General features: G+C 68.5%; 13 protein-coding genes. 9 read left to right on the plus strand and 4 right to left on the minus strand.

The features are described 5' to 3' along the window. Nucleotides 1–106 precede the first annotated feature (106 nt). Genes recC through recD form a run of 3 tightly spaced genes read left to right on the plus strand, consistent with a single transcriptional unit; the run spans nucleotide 107 to nucleotide 8,291 of the window. Complete coding sequence (recC, locus tag ABQE89_RS14285; RefSeq protein ID WP_448417571.1) at nucleotides 107–3,355, plus strand: exodeoxyribonuclease V subunit gamma; 3,249 nt, start codon at nucleotides 107–109, stop codon at nucleotides 3,353–3,355. Then, nucleotides 3,355–6,618, plus strand: a complete 3,264-nt coding sequence (recB, locus tag ABQE89_RS14290; RefSeq protein ID WP_448417573.1) for an exodeoxyribonuclease V subunit beta — start codon at nucleotides 3,355–3,357, stop codon at nucleotides 6,616–6,618. Before recC ends, recB begins: the two co-directional genes overlap by 1 nt. Next, the gene (gene recD / locus ABQE89_RS14295; RefSeq protein ID WP_448417575.1) at nucleotides 6,615–8,291 is read left to right on the plus strand and encodes an exodeoxyribonuclease V subunit alpha; all 1,677 of its coding nucleotides are present in this window, start codon (nucleotides 6,615–6,617) and stop codon (nucleotides 8,289–8,291) included. Before recB ends, recD begins: the two co-directional genes overlap by 4 nt. Nucleotides 8,292–8,388: 97 nt before the next feature. Here the strand turns inward: recD and ABQE89_RS14300 are convergent, their stop codons facing one another. After that, complete coding sequence (locus ABQE89_RS14300; protein ID WP_448417577.1) at nucleotides 8,389–8,592, minus strand: cold-shock protein; 204 nt, start codon at nucleotides 8,590–8,592, stop codon at nucleotides 8,389–8,391. 177 nt (nucleotides 8,593–8,769) lie between these two features. Between ABQE89_RS14300 and ABQE89_RS14305 the strand changes: the two genes are divergently transcribed. After that, complete coding sequence (locus tag ABQE89_RS14305; RefSeq protein ID WP_448417579.1) at nucleotides 8,770–9,312, plus strand: DUF5994 family protein; 543 nt, start codon at nucleotides 8,770–8,772, stop codon at nucleotides 9,310–9,312. A 325-nt stretch (nucleotides 9,313–9,637) separates the two neighbouring features. After that, nucleotides 9,638–11,272, plus strand: a complete 1,635-nt coding sequence (locus ABQE89_RS14310) for a fatty acyl-AMP ligase (protein WP_448417581.1) — start codon at nucleotides 9,638–9,640, stop codon at nucleotides 11,270–11,272. Nucleotides 11,273–11,282: 10 nt separating this feature from the next. Here ABQE89_RS14310 and ABQE89_RS14315 read toward each other — a convergent pair whose 3' ends face one another. Next, nucleotides 11,283–12,356 (minus strand): glycosyltransferase, encoded by a 1,074-nt coding sequence (locus ABQE89_RS14315; protein ID WP_448417583.1) that lies wholly within the window; start codon nucleotides 12,354–12,356, stop codon nucleotides 11,283–11,285. 219 nt (nucleotides 12,357–12,575) lie between these two features. Between ABQE89_RS14315 and ABQE89_RS14320 the strand changes: the two genes are divergently transcribed. Next, nucleotides 12,576–12,713 (plus strand): hypothetical protein, encoded by a 138-nt coding sequence (locus ABQE89_RS14320; RefSeq protein WP_448417585.1) that lies wholly within the window; start codon nucleotides 12,576–12,578, stop codon nucleotides 12,711–12,713. A 12-nt stretch (nucleotides 12,714–12,725) separates the two neighbouring features. Here the strand turns inward: ABQE89_RS14320 and ABQE89_RS14325 are convergent, their stop codons facing one another. Beyond that, nucleotides 12,726–13,856 carry a fatty acid desaturase family protein gene (locus ABQE89_RS14325; protein ID WP_448417587.1) on the minus strand — a complete coding sequence of 377 codons (1,131 nt, stop codon included), beginning with the start codon at nucleotides 13,854–13,856 and terminating at the stop codon, nucleotides 12,726–12,728. Between the two features lie 165 nt (nucleotides 13,857–14,021). Between ABQE89_RS14325 and ABQE89_RS14330 the strand changes: the two genes are divergently transcribed. Together ABQE89_RS14330 and ABQE89_RS14335 are read left to right on the plus strand one after the other, a co-directional pair. Then, a complete protein-coding gene (locus ABQE89_RS14330) occupies nucleotides 14,022–14,465 on the plus strand; it encodes an SRPBCC family protein (protein ID WP_448417589.1) in 444 nt (147 codons plus the stop codon). Further along, the gene (locus ABQE89_RS14335; protein WP_448417591.1) at nucleotides 14,458–16,269 is read left to right on the plus strand and encodes a sulfatase family protein; all 1,812 of its coding nucleotides are present in this window, start codon (nucleotides 14,458–14,460) and stop codon (nucleotides 16,267–16,269) included. The genes ABQE89_RS14330 and ABQE89_RS14335 overlap by 8 nt, the downstream gene beginning before the upstream one ends. Here ABQE89_RS14335 and ABQE89_RS14340 read toward each other — a convergent pair. Continuing rightward, complete coding sequence (locus tag ABQE89_RS14340) at nucleotides 16,242–16,700, minus strand: MPT63 family protein (RefSeq protein ID WP_448417593.1); 459 nt, start codon at nucleotides 16,698–16,700, stop codon at nucleotides 16,242–16,244. The two genes, ABQE89_RS14335 and ABQE89_RS14340, sit on opposite strands and share 28 nt — an antisense overlap. 202 nt (nucleotides 16,701–16,902) lie before the next feature. On the opposite strand from ABQE89_RS14340, the gene ABQE89_RS14345 reads away from it, so the two are divergent. After that, nucleotides 16,903–17,907: an esterase family protein gene (locus tag ABQE89_RS14345; RefSeq protein ID WP_448417609.1), complete on the plus strand. Its 1,005-nt coding sequence runs from the start codon at nucleotides 16,903–16,905 to the stop codon at nucleotides 17,905–17,907. Nucleotides 17,908–18,077: the final 170 nt, after the last annotated feature.

The raw sequence follows: 18,077 nt of genomic DNA on the forward strand, positions 1-18,077 counted from the left end.
GCTGACGGCGCTCAGTGTGCGGCCAGGGCGGCGGAACCGCCCGCGAACCCGCCCTAGACGCACAGTCGCCCCGAGAAGCGGTGCCTGCGGCCTAGGGTGACCATCGATGGCGCTACACATCCATCGTGCGGAACGCACCGATCTGCTCGCCGACGGCCTGGGCTCGCTGCTGTCCGAACCGCCCGACGACCCGTTCGCCGAGGAGCTGGTCATCGTTCCGGCCAAGGGCGTGGAGCGCTGGCTGAGCCAGCGGCTGTCTCACGTGCTCGGGCGCGGCGCCGGCGACGACGGGGTCTGCGCGGGCATCGCCTTCCGCAACCCGCGCTCGCTGATCGCCGAAATCACCGGCGCCGACGACGACGATCCGTGGTCGCCCGATGCGATGGTGTGGCCGCTGCTGGAGGTCGTCGACGCGAGCTGTGACGAAAGCTGGTGTAAAACACTGGCCACCCATCTCGGCCATTTCGAGACCGGCGAGGAACGCGAGCTGCGTCAGGGCCGCCGCTATGCCGTCGCGCGCCGGCTCGCCGGCCTGTTTTCCTCCTACGCTCGCCAGCGCCCCCAGCTGCTCGTCGACTGGGAGAACGGCGCCGACGACGCCGTTCTCCCAGTCGACGACGACCTGCGTTGGCAGCCGCCGCTGTGGCGGGCTCTACTGGACAAGGTCGACGCCGACCCGCCGCACATTCGGCACGCCAAAACCGTTGCCACCCTGCAGGAGTCGCCGACCGAACTGCCCCAGCGGCTCTCGCTGTTCGGCCATACCCGGTTGCCGAGCACCGAGATCGAACTGCTCGACGCGCTGTCCACCCATCACGACCTTCACCTGTGGTTGCCGCATCCCAGCGACGCCCTGTGGCAATCACTCAAGGGCACCCACGGGCCGATCGCGCGCCGTGACGACACCAGCCACCGCGACGTCGGCCACCCCCTGCTGGCCACTCTCGGCCGGGACCTGCGCGAGTTGCAACGCGGCCTGCCCGGCGCCGCGCAGACCGACGAATATCTGGGCGGCCCCGAGCATCCCGACACGCTGCTGGGCTGGCTGCAGTCCGACATCGCCGCCAACGCTCTGCGGCCCGACGGCCGCACCCTGCGCCCCGGCGACCTCTCCGTGCAGGTGCACAGCTGCCACGGCCCGGCCCGCCAGATCGACGTGCTGCGCGAGGTGCTGCTCGGCCTGCTCGCCGACGACCAGACCCTCGAACCCCGCGACATCCTCGTCATGTGCCCCGACATCGAGAACTATGCCCCGTTGATCGTCGCGGGCTTCGGCCTCGGCGACATGATCAAGGACGTACACCCCGCCCACCAGTTGCGGGTGCGTCTGGCCGACCGCTCTCTGGTGCAGACCAATCCGCTGCTCGGCGTCGCATCGCAGTTGCTCGCGCTGGCGGGCGGGCGGGCCACCTCCAGCGAGGTGCTCGACCTCGCACACGCCGGACCGGTGCGGGCCCGCTTCGGGTTCACCGACGACAGCCTCGAGGACATCACCCGCTGGGTGCGCCAGACCAACATCCGATGGGGCTTCGACCGCGAGCATCGGCTCCCCTACGGTGTCGACTTCATCCAGAACACATGGCGTTTCGGCATCGACCGGGTGCTGGCCGGGGTCGCGATGTCCGACGACTCGCACGCCTGGATCGACACCACGCTGCCGCTCGACGACGTCAGCAGCAACCGCGTCGAACTGGCGGGTCAGCTCGCCGAATTCATCGACCGGCTGCACCGCGTGGTGCTGTCGCTCACCGGTGCGCGCCCGCTGCGGGAGTGGCTGCGGGCACTGGAGGACGCCGTCGGTCTGCTCGCCGATGTCGGCGACGACGACGCCTGGCAGCTCAGCCAGTTGCAACGCGAGTTCGGCGAGGTGCTCGCCGACGCGGGGCCGCGCGCCGACACCCTGCTGCGCCTGCCCGACATCCGCGCGCTGCTGCGACGGCAGTTGGCCGGGCGGCCGACGCGGGCGAACTTCCGCACCGGCACGTTGACGGTGTGCACGATGGTGCCGATGCGCTCGGTGCCGCACCGGGTGGTCTGCCTGGTCGGCCTCGACGACGGGGTGTTCCCGCGGCTGGGGGTGATCGACGGCGACGACGCCCTGGCCCGCGCCCCGATGACCGGTGAACGCGACATCCGTTCCGAGGACCGCCAATTGCTGCTCGACGCGATCGGTGCGGCGACCGAGAAGCTGGTGATCACCTACACCGGTGCCAACGAATACTCCGGTCAGCAGCGCCCGCCCGCGGTGCCGCTGGCCGAACTGCTCGACACCCTCGACGCGACCACCGAGCAGAAGGTGCGCGACACCGTCGTCATCAGACATCCGCTGCAGCCCTTCGACACACGCAACGTCAGCCCTGGAAACCTGGTGCCCGACAAGCCCTTCACCTTCGACTCGACGGTGCTGCGGGCCGCGCAGACCCGAAGCGGTGAGCGAACGGAGCGGCCGGCGTTCGTCACCGGTCCGCTGCCCGCCCGCGAGGCCGACGACGTGGTGCTCGTCGACCTCGTCACGTTCTTCCGCGATCCGGTGAAGGGGTTCTACCGTGCGCTGGACTACACGCTGCCGTGGGAGGTCGACGGGGTCGAGGACGCCATGCCCGTCGACATCGACGCGCTCGAGGAGTGGACGGTCGGCGACCGCATGCTGCACGACATGCTGCTGGGCATGGACCCCGACGAGGCGCGCCAAGCCGAATGGCGCCGCGGCACGCTGCCGCCGGGACAGCTGGGCTGGCGCAAGGCCACCGAGATCCGCGACCAGTCGGCCCTGCTCGCCCACGCCGCCGCACCTCACCGCAGCGCCGAACCCCATGCCGTCGACCTCGACATCGACCTCGGCGCCGGGCGCCGGCTGACCGGCACCGTGTCCCCGGTGTTCCGCGACCACCTGGTGTCGGTGACCTACTCCAAGCTCGACGGGCGCCACCTGCTGCCGTCGTGGATCCGGTTGCTGGCGTTGACCGTCCACGATCCGGCCCGTGACTGGTCGGCGATCTGCATCGGTAGGCACAAGCGGGGCACCACGCCGCGCGAGGACATCCTGCGCGCCCCCACCGAGGACGCCGCCGACCTGCTGGCCGACCTGGTCGCAATGTACGACGAGGGCCGTCGTGAACCGCTGCCGCTGCCGGTGAAGACGTCGTTCGCGTGGGCGGACGCCAAACACGGCCACGGTGACCCCGAGCGGGCCGCGGGCTACCGGTGGCGCACCGACAGGTACCCCGGCGAAGACCAGGATCCCGCGCAGGAACGCACCTGGGGCAAGGGCGCGTGGCTGCGGGTGCTGATCGACAAGGGTCTGGACGCCTACGCGAGCAGGCTGTGGCTGCCGATGCTGAGGGCGCTGGACTGATGGACGCCTTCGACCTGCTGGGCCCGCTGCCCGCCGCCCGCTCGACCACCGTGCTGGAAGCCAGCGCGGGTACCGGCAAGACGTTCGCGCTGGCCGGTCTGGTCACCCGCTACCTCGCCGAGGGCGCGGCGACGCTGGACCAGATGCTGCTGATCACGTTCGGGCGGGCCGCCACCCAGGAACTTCGCGACCGGGTGCGACGCCAAATCGTGGACGCGGTGGCGGCTTTCGACGATCACTCGGTGGTCGGCGACAACCAGATCATCGGCGAGCTGCTCAAGGGCAGTGACGACGAACGCGAGGCGCGTCGACGGCGGCTGCGTGATGCACTGGCCTCCTTCGACGCCGCGACCATCGCCACCACCCACCAGTTCTGCCAGATGGTGCTCAAATCGCTGGGGGTGGCCGGTGACACCGACGCGGGCGTGACGCTGGTGGAGAGCCTCGACGAGGTGGTCACCGAGATCGTCGACGACCTCTACCTGCGCCACTTCGGCCGCGAGCGCGACGATCCGCTGCTGGCCCACGCCGATGCGCTGCGGCTGGCGCGCGAGGTGGTCAACCACCCGGCGACCGAACTGCGTCCTACCGACCCCGACCCGGACTCGCGTGCCGCGGTGTGCGTGCGGTTCGCCAAAGACGTTCTGGCCGAACTGGAGACCCGTAAGCGGCGCCGCGGCATCCTCGGCTACGACGATCTGCTCAGCCGGCTCGCCGACGCGCTGGAGACCAAAGGCTCGCCGGCGCGCACACGGATGCATCGGCGCTGGCCGATCGTGATGGTCGACGAGTTCCAGGACACCGACCCGGTGCAGTGGAAGGTGATCGACCGGGCGTTCTCCGGTCGCTCCACGCTGATCCTGATCGGCGACCCGAAGCAGGCCATCTACGCGTTCCGCGGCGGCGACATCGTCACGTATCTCAAGGCCGCCGAGACCGCGGGCGTGCGCATGACCCTCGGCAAGAACTGGCGCAGCGACGGCGCGCTGGTCGACAGGCTGCAGAGCGTGCTGGCGGGCGCCGAACTCGGCGACCCGCGCATCATCGTCCACCAGGTCGAGGCGCACCATGCCGGCTCGCGGTTGAGCGGCGCGGGCGATCCCTTCCGGCTGCGGGTCGTGCGGCGAGAGACGTTTGGGCGCCGCGGAACTCAGGTGGTTCCGATCGCCGATCTGCGCGCGCACATCCCCCGCGACCTTGCCGCCGACATCGGTGAACTACTCACCCGCGGAGCCACTTTCGAGGGCAGGCCGGTGGCGGCGCGCGACGTCGCGGTGATCGTGGAAAGCCACAAGGACGCCCGCGCCTGCTACCAGGCCCTGTGCGACGCGGGCATCCCCGCGGTCTACACCGGCGACTCGGACATCTTCAACTCCGAGGCCGCCGAGGACTGGCTGTGTCTGCTAGAGGCGTTCGACCAGCCGCACCGATCCGGCATGGTGCGCGCGGCCGCGGCGACGACGTTCTTCGGCGTGACGGCCGCACAGCTCGTCGAGGGCGGCGACGCGTTGACCGACCGCATCGCGGACACGTTGCGAGAGTGGGCCGGTCACGCCCGCGAGCGCGGCGTCGCCGCGATCTTCGAGGCCGCACAGCTGCGCGGCATGAGCGACCGGGTGCTGTCATGGCAGGGCGGCGAGCGGTTGATGACCGACCTGGCCCACATGACCCAGCTGCTGCAGGAGGCCGCGCACCGGGAGCACTACAGCCTGCCCGCCCTGCGCGACTGGCTGCGCGCGCAACGCGAAGAGCGCAGCGGGGCGGTGGAACGCTCCAGGCGGCTGGACCACGACGCGGCCGCGGTGCAGATCATGACGGTGTGGGTGGCCAAGGGGCTGCAGTTTCCGGTGGTGTACCTGCCGTTCGCGTTCAACCGCAACGTGCAGAAGCGCGAACTGGTGTTGTTCCATGACGGGGACACCCGATGCCTGCACGTCGGCGGCAACGACAGCCCCGACCACGCCGCGGTGGCCAAGCTCGGACGCGCCGAGGACGCCAGCGACGACAGCCGGCTGACGTATGTGGCGATGACGCGAGCCCAGGCGCAGGTGGTCGCGTGGTGGGCGCCGGCCTACGACGAACCCAACGGCGGGCTGTCGCGGCTGCTTCGGGGCCGTCGGCCCGGGGAGTCGACGGTGCCGGACCGCGCCACGCCGGACAAGATCCCCGACGAGGACGCGTGGGCGCAGTTCACGGCGTGGCAGGCCGCGGGCGGGCCGGTGGTCGAGGAGTCGGTGCTGCGGCCGGTGCCGGACCTGCCGAAGGAGTCGACGCCGCCGGGCCTGGAAGTCCGGCATTTCCATCGCGCGATCGACGCGTCGTGGCGGCGGACGTCGTATTCGGGGTTGATCCGCGCCGCCGAGTCCGCGCCGGTCAGCAGCGAGCCCGACGTGGTCGAGTTGGACGACGAGCTCGCCGAGATTCCGCTGGTGTCCGCGCCGGCCGGGACGGATGTGCCCTCGCCGATGGCGGACCTGCCCGCGGGGGCGAAGTTCGGCACGCTGGTGCATGCGGTGCTCGAGAACGCCGACCCGTTCGCGTCCGACCTGGCCGCGGAGTTGGCGACGCAGATCCGCGAGCACTCGGTGTGGTGGCCGGTCGACGTGCCCGCCGACGAGCTGGCGGCGGCGATGCTCCCCATGCACGACACGCCGCTGGGCCCGCTCGCCGACGGGTTGACGCTGCGCCAGATCGGCCTGCGGGACCGGTTGCGGGAGATGGACTTCGAATTCCCCTTGGCGGGTGGGGATCTGCGTGCGGCGGCACCGGACATCCGGCTGGCTGACGTCGGGCGGCTGCTGCGCGAACATCTGCCCGCCGACGATGTCCTGGCGGTCTATGCCGGCCGCCTGACGTCCGCGCCGCTGGGCGGGCAGCCGCTGAAGGGATACCTGTCGGGTTCGTTGGACGCGGTGCTGCGGGTGGGCGGGCGGTACCTCGTCGTCGACTACAAGACCAACTGGCTCGGTGATCCGGCGCGGCCGCTGACCGCGGCGGACTACACCCGACCGCGGCTGGTGGAGGCGATGCTGCATTCGGACTATCCGCTGCAGGCGTTGCTGTACAGCATTGTGCTGCACCGGTTTCTGCGGTGGCGATTGCACGGGTACGCACCCGAGCGGCACCTGGGCGGGGTGCTGTATCTGTTCTTGCGGGGTATGTGCGGGCCGTCGACGCCGGTGGTCGACGGCCATCCGGCGGGGGTGTTCAGCTGGCAGCCTCCCTCCACGCTGGTGGTTGCGCTCTCGGAGCTGGTCGCATGACGAGCGTGGAGTGGCGGCGGGCGGTCGGCGCAACGGGCCTGCTGCGCACGTTCACCGACACCGGGGTGGTCGAGTCCGCTGATGTGCATGTGGCGCAACGACTCACAGATCTGGGCGAGGAGTCCGACGAGCGGGTGGCGTTGGCCGTCGCGTTGGTGGTGCGCGCGTTACGTGGCGGCTCGGTGTGTGTGGACCTGCCGTCGCTGGAGAAGGAGTTCGGCATCGCGGGTCTGGCCGCGGCGGTCAAGGCCAGCCCGTTGACCGCCACGCCGCCGGTGCTACGCAACGACGGGGATCTGCTCTATCTGGACCGCTACTGGCGAGAAGAGCAACAGGTGTGCGAGGACGCGCTCGCGATGGTCTCCGGTGCGAAGCGGCGGGAGTCGCGCGACGTCGAACGGCTGTTTCCGGCCGGGTTCGAGGAGCAACGTGCGGCCGCCGAGCTGGCGATGTCCCAGGGGTTGACGGTGTTGACCGGTGGTCCGGGCACCGGCAAGACGACGACGGTGGCCCGGCTGCTGGCACTGCTGGCCGGCGGCGCACCGCTGCGGATCGCGCTGGCGGCGCCGACGGGTAAGGCAGCCGCGCGGTTACAGGAGGCCGTCGAGTCGGAGGTGGCCAAGCTGGCGCCGGCGGATCGCCAGGCGCTGGCGGGACTGCACGCGACGACGCTACATCGGCTGTTGGGCAGCAGGCCGGATACCTCCGCGCGGTTCCGCCACCACCGGGGCAACCGGTTGCCGCACGACGTGATCGTGGTGGACGAGACGTCGATGGTGTCGTTGACGATGATGGCGCGATTGCTGGAGGCGGTGCGCCCCGATGCGCGGTTGATCCTGGTGGGCGACCCGGATCAGTTGGCGTCAGTGGAGGCCGGGGCGGTGCTGGCGGACCTGGTCGACGGGCTGGGCGGGGCGCGCATCGCGGAACTGAAGACGTCGCATCGGTTCGGTGAGTCGATCGGCAGGCTGGCATCGGCGATTCGGACCGGCGACGCGGACACCGTCGTGGAGGTGCTACGGGCCGGCGGTGATCACATCGAGTGGGTCGATACCGCCGAGCCCGCAGAAGCTCTACGGAAAGTGGTTGTGCCGTGGGCGGTTTCACTGCGGCAGGCCGCGATCCTGGGCGATGCCACGGCGGCGTTGGAGACCATGGGCCAGCACCGGCTGTTGTGCGCGCACCGGCGGGGGCCGTTCGGCGTGCGGTACTGGAACCGTCAGGTCGAGCGGTGGCTGGCCGAGCGCACCGGCGAGCCGATCTGGTCGGACTGGTATGCCGGGCGGCCGGTGCTGGTCACGGCCAACGACTACGGGCTGGGCCTGTACAACGGCGACACCGGTGTCACGGTGGTGCGCGACGGGGTGCTGCGGGCGGTGATCGCGGGGACGTCATGGCTGGAGTTCGCGACGAGTCGGCTCGCTGATGTCGACACCCTGCACGCGATGACGATTCACAAGTCCCAAGGCAGCCAGGCGCGGGAAGTCACGGTGCTGATGCCGCCGGAGGACTCGCGACTGCTCACCCGCGAGTTGTTCTACACCGCGGTGACGCGGGCGAAGGCCAAGGTGCGGGTGATCGGACCGGAGGCCTCGGTGCGCGCGGCCGTGCAGCGACGGGCGGTGCGGGCCTCGGGTCTGGCACGGCGGCTTGAGCTCTTGTCGCCGAAATAGCCGGGGCCTCCAGGAGCCCGTTGCGCGACAACAATTTACCTATAAACGAGAAGTGGGCTGGCGGGACAATTCCCACCAGCCCACATTCGATCGAAAGCTAGACGGCAGTTACTCCGACTGCCTGAGGTCCTTTGGCACCTTGTTCGATCTCGAACTCGACGCGCTGGTTTTCTTCCAGCGAACGAAAGCCGCTTCCGCGGATCTCCGAGTAGTGAACGAAGACGTCTTTCTCGCCGCCGTCCGGGGCGATGAAGCCGAAGCCCTTATCGCCGTTGAACCATTTCACAGTTCCCTGTGCCATTCTTTTCTTCTTCCATTTCTGAACGGATGTCGAAGAACATCCACCCGCAAAGCTATCACGAATACGGGCTTTGACCTCCCCCGCGACGAATGCGGCCGCCGGCCCGGGTGTAGGGTCATCGGCGAACCGAATCGCAGGACGGCCCCTGCACGGAGGGTCGAGGCGAGGGAACTGCCCATGGATCACGCGGCAATCAGCGCCGATATCCCTGTAAGTCAACTGAATTCGCCTCCCGTTTCGAAGCGTCGGTGGGCCAGCTCCGTCCGCCTCACCTTGACCCAACTGTCCGGCGACAGCCTCGACGGTGGGTGGTGGCCGCACACCGCCTCCATCGCCCGCGAGCTGCCAGAACTCATCGAGGCGCTGAGAGATTCGTTGGGCGAAGTGGTCGATATCGGCGTCAACTGGACGGCGGCCGACGGGGTGCCCGACCTCGACTCACTGACCCGGCGCGGCGTGGCCGCCATCCCCGGCTGGAAGGACCGCAACCAACGCGTCATGACCGTCACCGGCCGGGACGGGCGCGCCAACCTGTTGGTGGTGCCGTCCAAGACCACGGCCTCCCTGGCGGTGTTGGTGCTGCGCCTCGCCGCTGCATTGCCGATTCACACCCGGCACCTGGACAGCGCGACCTATCGCGCCGCCGAGGACATCGTCCGCGCGGCACGCACCCAGTTGCGCGTCGCCGCCGGCTTGCCGGCCGGCCCCGACGAGCTTTAAAAGCGCCGCAAATCCCGTACCCGGGCGTCCGATGCGCTACGGTGAGGCCAGGTCACTCATCACGGGGGTTCGGTACCGACGGGGTCACAATTCAGAAGCAACGCCGGTGCTGTCGGCGCGCGACAGCACCGGTCGCACGTCGAGTCTGTACAGTCATTTCGTTCGATAGATCCGGCCCCTGGCTCGAACCGCAGCGAGGGTAATGCTGGGGTGCGCAACAGAACCTCAGCGGCTTCCGATACTCCTGGCGCACTTGCTGGTATGCGCGGGGATACCCGAAACCACGAGTACGCGACCGACACGTCACGTAGTTAGAGGAATTGCCGTGAGCCGATTCACCGACGACATGTACGGCAACGCCCGCTGGAGCCACGGCGGCATGGTCACCGGCGAGCCGCACGCACCCGTCCGTCACACCTGGGCGCAGGTCCACGAGCGCGCCCGCCGGATCGCCGGTGGGCTGGCCGCCGCGGGCGTCGGGCATGGCGACGCGGTCGCGGTGCTGGCCGGAGCGCCGGTGGAGATCGCACCCACCGCGCAGGGCATCTGGATGCGCGGTGCCAGCCTGACCATGGTGCACCAGCCCACGCCCCGCACCGACCTGGTGCGCTGGGCCGACGAGACCACCGGTGTCATCAAGATGATCTCGGCCAAGGCGGTGGTCGTCTCCGATCCGTTCATGGCCGCCGCCCCGGTGCTGTCCGGGCTCGGAATGACGGTGCTGACCATCGAGTCGCTGCTGTCCAGTGCGCCGATCGAGCCCGTACCCACCGACGACGACGACGTGGCGCTCATGCAGCTGACGTCGGGGTCGACCGGATCGCCCAAGGCGGTCCAGATCAGCCACGCCAACATCGTGGCCAACGCCGAGGCCATGACCGCCGGCTGCAACTTCGACATCGATACCGACGTGATCGTGAGCTGGCTGCCGTGCTTTCACGACATGGGCATGACCGGCTACCTGACGGTGCCGATGTACTACGGCGCCGAGCTGGTGAAGATCACACCGATGGATTTTCTGCGCGATACGTTGTTGTGGGCCAAGCTCATCGACAAATACAAGGGCACCATGACCGCCGCGCCGAACTTCGCCTACAACCTGTTCGCCAAGCGGTTGCGCAGGCAGGCCAACCCCGGCGAGTTCGATCTCTCCTCGCTGCGCTGGGCGCTGTCGGGCGCCGAACAGGTCGACCCCGTCGACGTCGAGGATCTCTGCGAAGCCGGTGCCCCGTTCGGGCTGCGTCCCGAGGCGATCGTGCCGGCCTACGGCATGGCCGAGACGACGGTGGCCGTGTCGTTCTCCGAGTGCGGCAAGGGCATGCTCGTCGACGAAGTCGACGCCGACCTGCTGGCCGTCCTGCACCGCGCGGTCCCGGCGAACAAGGGCCGCACGCGCAGGCTGGTGTCACTGGGCAAGCCGCTTGAGGGCCTCGAGGTGCGCGTCGTCGACGAGGACGGCGCCGATCTGCCATGCCGCGGCGTCGGGGTCATCGAGGTCCGCGGCGAACCGGTGACCAAGGGTTACACCACCGTCGCGGGGTTCATCGCCGCGCAGGACGCGCGGGGCTGGTATGACACCGGCGACCTGGGCTATCTCACCGAGACAGGTGAGATCGTGGTGTGCGGGCGCCTCAAGGATGTGATCATCATGGCCGGTCGCAACATCTATCCGACCGACATCGAACGCGCCGCGAGCCGGGTGGACGGGGTGCGGCCGGGCTGTGCGGTCGCGGTGCGACTGGACGCCGGGCTGTCGCGGGAGGCGTTCGCCGTCGCGGTGGAATCCAAGGACTTCGCCGATCCCGACGATGTGCGCCGAGTCGAACGGCAGGTGGCCCACGAGGTGTTCGCCGAGGTCGATGTGCGGCCGCGCAATGTGGTGGTGCTCGAACCCGGCATGATCCCCAAGACGCCGTCGGGCAAGCTGCGCCGGGCGCACGCGTTGTCGCTGGTCAACTGACCCTGCGCGGTCAGAGCGACGCGCGGCTTCGGGCCAGCAGGTGCTGCGCGACGCGGATGTGGCCGCCCGCCACCTCCGACCACTCCAGCTGCGGGGCCAGTCGGCGGGCCTCGGCGGCCATCTCACCGGCCAGCCACGGACGGGTCAGGATCTGCCGCACCGCGGTGGCCAGCGCGGCCGGGTCGTTGTGGGGTACGACGACGCCTGCGCCGGTGTTGAGCAGTTCGACGGCGTGCGGGAAGGCGGTGGCCACCACGGGCCTGCCGTGCGCGATTGCCTGCACGAGCACCCCGGACGTGACCTGATCCGTCGAGTCGTAAGGCAGTGCGACCACCGACGACTGCTGGATGAGTTCGGTCAGCATCGCGCCGTCGTAGTAGTGGGGATCGAAGACCACCGAATCGGCGACACCGGCCCGCTGTGCCTGCTCGATGCGGGCCTCGCGGTAGGCCTCACCGTCGGCGGCGTGGGCCTTCGGGTGGGTCGGGCCTGCGATGACGTAGCGCGGCCGTCCCGGCGCATCGCGCAGCGACGCCATCGCGTCGATGACCCGTTCGACACCCTTACCGGGACCCAGCCAGCCCCAGGTCAAGATCGTGGGTCGGCGAGACCGCTTGACTCTCGGCATGCTGGGGATCGTCGCGCCGTGCGGAATCGTGCTGATCTTGCGGCGCTCGACGCCGTACATGGTGCACAGGCGTTCGCGGGAGGCCTCCGACATCGCCACCACGTGGTCGGCGCCGGTGGTGATCACCGCGAGTTCCGAGCGCTGCCTGCGGTTGGGCTTGTCGGGCACCGTGTGGATGACGACGACGGTCAGGATGCGCAACTCGTCGATGAGGTCGAGTACATCGTCGTCGTTGACGTCGAAGGCATGCTCGATGATGGCGACGTCGTTCAGATTGAGCAGGTGAGCGCAGTCGGCGGCGATTTCTACGACGGCGACCTCAGCCCCGCAGGCACGTAGACCTTCGGCCAGGCCCGCGCTGAATGTCGTCAGCCGGCGTTTGGTCGCTGCCGACGCCGCCAGGATGCCGACTCGTAGCGGCCGGGAAACTCCTTGAGGCGCCGCAGGGTCAAGCATCGGACTCAAGACAGGCGAAACGTTCAAAGTCGTCCAGACTCGTGGTTGATACCGGCATCTTCCGGCGTGAGCGGTTGCTCGGCGAAATCAGCGCAGAAACAGCTGACGCATCCCGGAATAACAGGGTTCCCAACGGTTCAAGACTACACACCGGGCCGGTCGCCACGTGTATGGTCAGGGCATCGGGACCGCACAGGCCCCCATCACGAAGGGCCGACGATGTCCGACAAGTCTCCCCGACAAACCATGTCGAAGAAGTCCGGTAAGTCCCTGAAGGAAAAACGCGCAGCCAAGCATGCGAAGGCAGCGGCCAAGGCCTCTGCCGTGGAAAATGCTATGGACAACAAGAAGCGCTGAGCCGCAACACTTTCAACACTTAGCGTACTTCTTCTCCGACGCTGTCTCCGGAGCATCGTCGCTGCTCGCCACCAGCATCCAGTCTGGAAGCGCAAGCTTGTAAATGGTTCGCAACGTCAAAAGATATTGGCGCACAAGCGGACCGGTGGTGTAGGGCAGCCCGTACTTGTCGCAGACCGCGCGCACCCGCTGCGCGATCTGCCGATAGCGGTTGCTGGGCAGGTCCGGGTAGAGGTGGTGCTCTATCTGGTAGCACAGGTTGCCGCTGGCGAAGGCCAACACCGGACCGGCGTCGAAGTTGGCGCTGCCCAGCATCTGCCGCAGATACCAGTCAGCGTGGGTTTCGTCGTCGAGGACATCTGCGGTGAATTTCTCTGCGCCGTCGGGAAAGTGGCCGCAGAAGATCACCACATACGCCCACAGGTTTCGCAGCAGGTTGGCGACGACGTTCGCCGACAGTGTCCTGCGTGGCCGGCGGCTCAGCGCCGGAAACACCACATAGTCCTTGACGGCCTGGCGGGCGATCTTCGTCACGAACGCCGATCTGGACCGGCTGATCCTCTCGGTGTCGCCGGCGGAGCGGTCACGTTCGGAATGCACCCCGTGAAGACCGATACCCCACTCGAACACACTTGCCAACAACAGATTTCGCAGTGGCTGCAGCAGATGTTCTGGTCGCCACGACTCGTCGCGGCTCACCCGCATGACGCCGAACCCGAGATCGTCGTCGACACCGACGACGTTGGCGAACATGTGGTGACGGTAGTTGTGCGAGTAGCGCCACTGCGCCGACACCGCGACCATGTCCCACTCCCAGGTGCTGGAGTGGATCTCCGGGTCGTTCATCCAATCCCACTGGCCGTGGCCGACGTTGTGGCCGATCTCCATGTTCTCGACGCTCTTCGCGAAGGCCAACGCCGCGGTGCCCACCAGCCACCCGGCCCGCGACCGGCTGCAGGCGAGCACCACGCGTGCGGCGACCTCGAGCGCCCGCTGAAACCTGACCGTGCGCCGGATGTACGCGGCGTCGCGCGGACCGAGCGACTGCTCGACGTCGCGGCGGATGAGGTCCAGGTCGTCGCCGAGGGCGTCGATCTCGGCCCGGGTGAGATGTGCGTATGCGGCGATATCGGTAATGGCCATGACTGGGTCCTTCTCGTGACGAGCGGCACACGGACTCGTGGGAGAACCCAAGTGATGACGGACCACAGACCGCAACCCCCACCCTACGGGACGTGCGGCAGAACCCGGATTGACGCAGGTGTCTATTTTGCTCCCGGGGCCGAGATGAGACGGTAGCGTGAGTCCGTGGCCGACATCGACCGCACTCGCATCATCGCGGCGACTTCAAAGGAAATCTGGGAGCTCCTCGCGGACTTCGGCGCCATCAGCTCCTGGGTCGACAACATCGACCATTCGTGCCTCCTGGTTCGCGGCACCGAACCGGTCGGCACCACGCGACGCCTCCAGGTGGGGCGCTCGGTGCTGGTCGAGCGCATCGTCGCGGTCGATTCGCCGGACACCCTCGCCTACGAGATCGAGGGCCTGCCGGGCTGGCTGGGCCGGGTGACCAACCGCTGGACCCTGCAACCGCAGGAGGCGTCCACGGCGGTGACCCTGACGAGCACGGTCGAGATCGGCGCTCGCCCCGACCAGCGACTCGCAGAACGCGTGCTGGCCCGCGCGCTGGCTCGACAGTCCGACAAGATGCTGGCCGGGCTGGCACGACGAATGGAAGGTTCAGATGACTGACCCGCGTCCCGACATCGTGATCATCATGACCGACGAGGAGCGCGCGGTGCCGCCCTACGAGGCGCCCTCGGTGCTGGCCTGGCGGGACCGGACGCTGACCGGCCGCAAGTGGTTCGACGAGCACGGCGTGAGCTTCCAGCGGCACTACACCGGCTCGCTGGCCTGCGTGCCCAGCAGGCCGACGCTGTTCACCGGCCAGTACCCGGATCTGCACGGGGTCACCCAGACCGACGGCATCGGCAAGCTGGCCGAGGACTCCCGGATGCGCTGGCTGCGCCCGGGCGAGGTGCCGACGCTGGGCAACTGGTTCCGCGCCGCCGGCTATGACACCCATTACGACGGCAAGTGGCACATCTCCCACGCCGACCTGAGCGACCCCGACACCGGTGAGCCGCTGGCCACCAACGACGACGAGGGCGTCGTCAATCCCGTCGCCGTGCAACGCTACTTGGAGGCGGATCCGCTTGCCCCGTTCGGGTTTTCGGGTTGGGTGGGCCCCGAACCCCACGGCGCGCTGTTGTCCAACGCGGGGATCCGGCGCGACCCGCTGATCGCCGACCGCGTCGTCGCGTGGCTGTCGGAGCGCTACGCGCGACGCCGGGCGGGCGAGCCCGCCGCGATGCGCCCGTTTCTGCTGGTGGCCAGCTTCGTCAACCCGCACGACATCGTGTTGTTCCCGGCGTGGCAGCGGCGCAACCCGGTGCAGCCCTCGCCGCTGGATCCGCCACCGGTGCCTGCCGCGCCGACCGCCGACGAGGACCTGTCGACCAAACCGGCTGCCCAGATCGCGTTTCGGGAGTCCTATTACTCGGGCTACGGCGTGGCTCCGGCGGTGGAGCGGATGTACCGGCGCAACGCGCAGGCGTATCGCGACCTGTACTACCGGTTGCACGCGGAGGTGGACGCCCCGCTGGACCGGGTGCGGCGGGCGGTGACCGAGGGTGGTTCGGAGAACGCGGTGCTGGTGCGCACGGCCGATCACGGCGATCTGCTCGGCGCGCACGGCGGGCTGCACCAGAAGTGGTTCAACCTCTACGACGAGGCGACGCGGGTGCCGTTCGTGGTGGCGCGCATCGGTGCAGCGGCGACGACGGCGCGAGTGGTCTGTGAGCCGACGTCGCATGTCGACCTGGTTCCGACGCTGCTGGGCGCCGCGGGCGTCGATGTGACGGCGGTGGCCTCGACGCTGGCCGAGTCGTTCAGCGAGGTACATGACCTGCCGGGGCGGGATCTGATGCCGGTGGTCGACGGGGCCGATGCCGATGCATCGCGGGCGGTGTACTTGATGACGCGCGACAACGTGCTCGAAGGTGACACCGGCGCATCGGGTTTGGCGCGGAAGCTGAGGCTACCGGTCGATCCACCTAAGCCACTGCAGATCTCACTACCTGCACACGTCGGGTCGAACTTCGAGGGCTTGGTAATGCGGGTCGACGCGCATCTGTGGAAGCTGGTGCGCACCTTCGACGATCCGTCGACGTGGACCGAACCGGGGGTGCGTCACCTGGCCGCCAACGGGTTCGGCGGGGAGGCCTACCGGACGTCGCCGCTTGACGACCAGTGGGAGCTGTACAACCTGACGGAGGACCCGGCCGAGGCGCACAACCGGTGGTCGGACCCGTCGCTGCACGAGTTGCGCCAGCACCTGCGGACCCAGCTCAAGCAGGCCCGGTCGGTTTCGGTGCCCGAACGAAACAACCCGTGGCCGTATGTATCTCGACGGCCAGTGGTGCGAGAGGGTCTGGTCCGGCGGGTGCTCTCGCGGCTAGGCCCCGATCAGGGCACCCAGCCGAGCAGGTCGTGATCGCCGTCGTTGTAGACGACGCTGTTGGGCTCGGCGCCGACGACGTCGAAGTAGATCTTGCCGGTCGACGATCCGCCGGGCGGCACCGCCGCGCCGCTGAGACCCCCCGGAATCCAGACGTTGGACAGCACGCGGTAGTTGTCGCCGTTCTCGGCGCGGGCGTTGAACATCGGCACCATCGGCGTGACCCAACCCGCTAGTGCGTCGACGGTCACCGTCGCCTCATACAGTCGGCCGGCGACCGGGTGCGGGACGGTGTCCGAACTCGGACGCAGGTCGGTGACGGTGTAGCCGGCCACGACGTCGTGGTTCTTGAGCACTTCCTGCGTGCCGAACTTCTGGATGTTGTCGATCGCCGCCGCGGGCGCGACGGTGGCTGCGGCGAGGCCGAACGCGATTGCTGCGGCACCGAGAATCTTGTGGATCTTCATCCTGCCTCCCTGTCTGTATGAACTTGGAATTCCAGTGTGACCGTTACCCACCCGTAATGTTGGTGAAACGGTGCGCTTTGCATTCGATAACAAGGCGGTCACTGCCCCGCGCGGCCCCACCACCCGCGCTCGGCGCGCTGTTACGTTCGCGCACGTGGCAGACGTATTCGGACCGGCGAAACGTGGCGTGGGCGCGGCGGTGATGCTGGTCGTCCTCACGGTGGTCGCGACGGCCGTCGCGTCGGTGCGCGCCGCGCCGGCCGAGGCGTACTCGCGCGCCGGGCTGCCCGTGGAGCAGTTGAGTGTGCCGTCGCCGTCGATGGGGCGAGACATCACGGTCCAGTTCCAGGGCGGCGGACCGCATTCGGTGTATTTGCTCGACGGCCTGCGTGCCCAGGAGGACGCCAACGGCTGGGACATCAATACCGCGGCGTTCGAGTGGTTCTACCAGTCGGGCGTTTCGGTGGTGATGCCCGTCGGTGGGCAGTCCAGTTTCTACAGCGACTGGTATGCCCCCGCGACAGGTAACGACGGCACCGTCACCTACAAGTGGGAGACGTTTTTGACCCGTGAACTGCCGCAATGGCTGGCGACCAACCGGGCTCAGGATCCGCGCGCCAACGCCGTTGTGGGACTGTCGATGTCGGGTGGAGCAGCGTTGACGCTGGCGGCCTACTATCCGCAGCAGTTCGTGTTCGCCGCGTCGCTGTCGGGATATCTCAACCCGTCGAAGGGGTTGTGGCCGACTCTGATCGGATTTGCGATGAAGGACGCGGGCGGATACCGCGCCGTCGACATGTGGGGGCCGCCGAACAACCCGGCCTGGCAGCGCAACGACCCGATGCTCAACATCAACAGGCTGGTGGCCAACCGCACCGCCCTGTGGGTTTACTGCGGCAACGGCGCGACCAGCGATCTGGATACCAACGCGGACTTCGGGGTGAACTTCAGCGCGCAGTATCTGGAGAACATCACGCTGAGCACCAACAAGGAATTCCAGGAGAAATACCTGGCCGCCGGTGGGCGCAACGCGGTGTTCAACTTCCCGCCCAACGGCACACACAGCTGGGGCTACTGGGGCGCGCAGCTGCAGGCGATGAAGCCGGACCTGGTGCGGATCCTGACGACCCCGCCGCCTGCCCCGCCCGCGCCGCCGCCCGCGCCGGCGCCGATGCCCGTGCCCGGGGTGGTTCCCGCGCCGCGGTGACGTCTTGGACGGCGTGCTGTCCGGGGGTGCACATGTTTGTCTGCCAACCTCTGAGCGATTTTGTCGCTGAAGTCACTCACCCCTGTAGTAGTTGAGCGACAAAATCGCTCAGAGCTTGGCACTTCGGTCACCACTCCCCCGGAGCCACGCTGTCCGCGGTGTCAGACGCC

It is taken from the genome of Mycolicibacterium sp. XJ1819, assembly GCF_053483675.1.

Coding starts and splice junctions, on each gene's coding strand:
- recC (WP_448417571.1), top strand. CDS start 107: ATGGCGCTACACATCCATCGTGCGGAACGCACCGATCTGCTCGCCGAC.
- recB (WP_448417573.1), top strand. CDS start 3,355: ATGGACGCCTTCGACCTGCTGGGCCCGCTGCCCGCCGCCCGCTCGACC.
- recD (WP_448417575.1), top strand. CDS start 6,615: ATGACGAGCGTGGAGTGGCGGCGGGCGGTCGGCGCAACGGGCCTGCTG.
- ABQE89_RS14300 (WP_448417577.1), bottom strand. CDS start 8,592: ATGGCACAGGGAACTGTGAAATGGTTCAACGGCGATAAGGGCTTCGGC.
- ABQE89_RS14305 (WP_448417579.1), top strand. CDS start 8,770: ATGGATCACGCGGCAATCAGCGCCGATATCCCTGTAAGTCAACTGAAT.
- ABQE89_RS14315 (WP_448417583.1), bottom strand. CDS start 12,356: ATGCTTGACCCTGCGGCGCCTCAAGGAGTTTCCCGGCCGCTACGAGTC.
- ABQE89_RS14320 (WP_448417585.1), top strand. CDS start 12,576: ATGTCCGACAAGTCTCCCCGACAAACCATGTCGAAGAAGTCCGGTAAG.
- ABQE89_RS14325 (WP_448417587.1), bottom strand. CDS start 13,856: ATGGCCATTACCGATATCGCCGCATACGCACATCTCACCCGGGCCGAG.
- ABQE89_RS14335 (WP_448417591.1), top strand. CDS start 14,458: ATGACTGACCCGCGTCCCGACATCGTGATCATCATGACCGACGAGGAG.
- ABQE89_RS14340 (WP_448417593.1), bottom strand. CDS start 16,700: ATGAAGATCCACAAGATTCTCGGTGCCGCAGCAATCGCGTTCGGCCTC.
- ABQE89_RS14345 (WP_448417609.1), top strand. CDS start 16,903: ATGCTGGTCGTCCTCACGGTGGTCGCGACGGCCGTCGCGTCGGTGCGC.